We start from the raw sequence: 3,427 nt of genomic DNA, 5'->3' as shown, positions 1-3,427 counted from the left end.
TTACGCGGCCATTGCTGCTGCTGAAATACTGGTATTGACACTGGCTGCCTCGGGCATCCTTAAAGTTGGTGGACATTAAAACAGGATATTATAAAACGTCTCATAAACTGAGGCGTTTTATTATTTTGACTTTTACAGGCAGTCACGCTTTTGTCCAGCTGGTACATTAAGCAGCTTTTTTAAACGAAATGCCCTACAATACCCTTCATCACTTCTTCAAATGATTTGGAGCCAATTCGGTCCAAACATTTATCCATCTCTGTTTTTCTCTTTAATGAACCAACTAAAACAATTTCAATTACTTGTCTTTTATCTATTAAAACAGAGTTTACACTTAGTACTCCTCCTAATATTCCAATTAAAATTAATATTTTAGAGGGAGTTAATCCTATTGGACTATCCTGCCCATTACTATTTTCGTTAATATTACATTGCTCTAAACTTTCCAAAACCTTTTCCAATAAAGCATTCGTAGTGTCAGACGTAAACAATGAAAAGTCCCCCTTGCTTTATGGAAATACGATAGGCTGACTTATTTCACCAGTTTCCACAGCAAGGCCGGTACTAATCAAAATAGTTAACGCGGTAAATATAATCAGCAACAGATCATGTTGTGCTTCTTCAATACTTTCCTGGTCCGGCAATAGTATCACATCCTTGAACTTTTATTAATAATATATTAATAGCAGGAAACTTTTGTGACTAATATATTTATTCTGTTATTTTTGTTAATTATACCCTGCCGGACTTATTCTTGCGTTTATTAACGGGTTATGGAGGAGTTAAAAATGACAGATTCAATCAACTTGCTCAACCAGTTAATCAATACATTAAATAAAAATAATATCTTGCATAATTCCTCAGCAACTTCATCTAAAGGTTTAATCAATAAAGACACCCCATTAAATTCTGAAATTAGGGAGACGAGTGATGAAATATATATTATTGTGGAATTACCGGGTATCCAAAATAGAGAAGATGTCAATTTTCATATCACTTCCACCAGATTAAAAATTAATGGTGTTCGACAGAAAGTTGGCAGTACAATATCTACCGATAGCGGTACAAAGGAGGAAAAGTTTGAAAAAAGCTTTAATCTACCATACCCCATAAGCCCTGAATCTGCTAATGCCATATACACCAAAGGTATATTAACTTTGAAGTTGAGTAAAAAGAAGGAAAGACCTTATAACAATGTCTATTTGCAATTTTTAAAATAGCTGGAACTAGAAACCCTCATCCAATCAAGGAAGAGGGTTTCTTAACCAATTAAAAAAACCCGGCAGTCTTAGCCGGGTAATTGAGAGAGTGTATTTTAAAAGGGCCACCGGAAATGAGAATTTTCCGACCCTTTAAAAGCGCTTATTGTGTTGTATTTCACATATTAAATAACATATTTCACAAACCAATACGCGCTTAACCCTATATGTATAATTGCCCAAGTAAATAAAAAATTAAGAATATTCTCATTGACCTCACTGGGATGACCTGCCCGGGTCAACTCCACCCTGACCATTTCAGCATCAAACAAAGGCTGCTCAAAAATGCGCTCCATTAGATTTTTGGGCCTTTCTACAGGTCCGGTCACCCAATCGCCAATACTTACCACCAGAGCCACCCCCTCCACCTCCCTGGACTTTGTGATCTTTTTAACATTATAAAATGACTTCCTAAAAAAATCAATCCTATTTGTGAAATATTTTATTATATATTTGTGAAATATATTATTATACAAAAAATAAAAATGACCCTTTGGGGTCACATGGTAGTCATTAGTTTTATCATATTATTTGTCAGCCGATTACGGCATTTTCAAAATCCTCAACATTAACCATACAGTTATGCACTTCTTCAAACACCTCATTTACTCTAACCATACCAACAATCCGGTTATTCTTTTCAACAGGCAAGGTGCCAAGTTTATGTTTAATCATCGCATGTGCTGCTTTAATTAATGTATCATTTGCATCAAGGGTTATCAGACTAATGGGGTGCATAATCTCCTCTACGCTTTTAGCTGCTTTCAACCGGCATCTTTCTGAAAACAACCCCTCCCAAAAAACCGGAACTGAAAGATTTTGAGCTTTTGCAAAATATGGCTCCAGCGCCTGCAATACAGACCTGAATGTTATTAATCCAAGGGGGTTGCCGTAATCATCGCATACTATCACAGACCTGTGCCCGGCCCCTCCCTTTGTGCGCTGCGAATAGGCCCGGTATAAAACCTTAACCGCGTCTTCAATTTTACAGCTCTTTGATATAACCTTGTAACTGCGCAGCGGTATCATAATATCCTTGACCCGTTTTTCAGGTTGATCTGACATCTTCCTAACCCCCAGATCATACATTAATCTCTACTTTACTTTGCATGCATTTTTTATACCAGTCTTGCAGCTTTGGCATTACTTGTCATGCAGCTTTGTTTTATAGGTTCTTTGCACATTAACGGACAATGAAGCACCTTAAAATGCCGATGCTTTATAAAATCAATATTTCAAAATTGTCTGAATCCAAACAGCAATTGCATAAAAACCAACAAAAATTTTTTACCAGGTAAAAACCGGGGAATAGTTTTGGTTGTAATTCCCCGGTTCTTTAGCTTAATCAAACGACACCCAACTCAGAAAGATACGGCTTTGTTGTTTCCACAAAATCGGCCAATTTTTTGGCTGCAAGCCGAATATTTCTTTCTTTTATGACATCATCGGAAAGTAATAATTTGAGACGATACTTACCTGTGGCCTCAACTCTAGGAAGTTCCCTTTCCAGAGGTACGCCAAGCCGGTGTTCCATTTTTTCCTTTTTCTGGAGCAGAGGATTAAACACTTTCTTTTTGTATCCATCCATGACCAGATCCATGACCAGGTATTCCCCACCTTTATTGGGACCTTTACGGGGCCTGGTTTTACCAATACGATAATAAATATTACTATGACCAAACACCCTGATACATTTCCAGGTTTCAGAAATACCCATTTGCTTGCTAAGCGACGTGTAGGCCATTTGAATGCCCCGTTCGCGCAGATATTTCTGTGCTCTGACCAGCACCTGATCTAAAAATTCATCAAAAGGAGGGGCTTCTTCTTCCAGTGATTCTGTTTCCTGTGCCGCCTTTTTCACCAGCCAGCTTTCAAATAACTCAAGCCCCATCTTTTTGCTGTCAGCATTTACGTCAAAATCAAAGCTAGCCTTTATATTACCCTTTTTTAATTCTTCCAGGAACTCCTTTTTGTATTGAGAAAATCGCTCAATAAAAGGATCTAGCATGAAAAACCCTCCAACCAATTAAAATACACTCTCTTATCCTAATTGACCGGTTTATCCGGAATATCTTTATAATATCCTGTTTTAATGTCCACCAACTTTAAGGATGCCCGAGGCAGCCAGTGTCAATACCAGTATTTCAGCAGCAGCAATGGCCGCGTAA

The 3,427-nt window shown here is 37.6% G+C and carries 6 protein-coding genes; 1 reads left to right on the top strand and 5 read right to left on the bottom strand.

What is annotated here, in order from left to right:
* Positions 1-179: 179 nt before the first annotated feature.
* Positions 180-491, bottom strand: a complete 312-nt coding sequence (locus tag H569_RS0116945; protein WP_051273729.1) for a hypothetical protein — start codon at positions 489-491, stop codon at positions 180-182.
* A gap of 18 nt (positions 492-509) precedes the next feature.
* A complete protein-coding gene (locus H569_RS23420; protein WP_257720126.1) occupies positions 510-644 on the bottom strand; it encodes a hypothetical protein in 135 nt (44 codons plus the stop codon).
* Positions 645-788: 144 nt separating this feature from the next.
* Here H569_RS23420 and H569_RS0116935 point away from each other — a divergent pair, with 144 nt between their 5' ends.
* Positions 789-1,220 (top strand): Hsp20/alpha crystallin family protein, encoded by a 432-nt coding sequence (locus H569_RS0116935; RefSeq protein ID WP_027365951.1) that lies wholly within the window; start codon positions 789-791, stop codon positions 1,218-1,220.
* Positions 1,221-1,384: 164 nt separating this feature from the next.
* Here the strand turns inward: H569_RS0116935 and H569_RS0116930 are convergent, their stop codons facing one another.
* From H569_RS0116930 to H569_RS0116915, 3 genes are all read right to left on the bottom strand, one after another.
* Complete coding sequence (locus H569_RS0116930) at positions 1,385-1,618, bottom strand: hypothetical protein (protein WP_157833574.1); 234 nt, start codon at positions 1,616-1,618, stop codon at positions 1,385-1,387.
* Between the two features lie 175 nt (positions 1,619-1,793).
* Complete coding sequence (locus H569_RS0116925; protein ID WP_027365949.1) at positions 1,794-2,324, bottom strand: CBS domain-containing protein; 531 nt, start codon at positions 2,322-2,324, stop codon at positions 1,794-1,796.
* Positions 2,325-2,604: 280 nt separating this feature from the next.
* A complete protein-coding gene (locus tag H569_RS0116915) occupies positions 2,605-3,267 on the bottom strand; it encodes a hypothetical protein (protein ID WP_027365948.1) in 663 nt (220 codons plus the stop codon).
* Positions 3,268-3,427 lie beyond the last annotated feature (160 nt).

The organism is Desulfotruncus alcoholivorax DSM 16058 (genome assembly GCF_000430885.1).
GTDB classification, from domain to species: Bacteria; Bacillota; Desulfotomaculia; order Desulfotomaculales; family Desulfallaceae; genus Desulfotruncus; species Desulfotruncus alcoholivorax.
The sequence above is the reverse complement of the archived record's forward strand: the minus strand, read 5'-3'. Positions and strand labels throughout refer to the sequence as shown.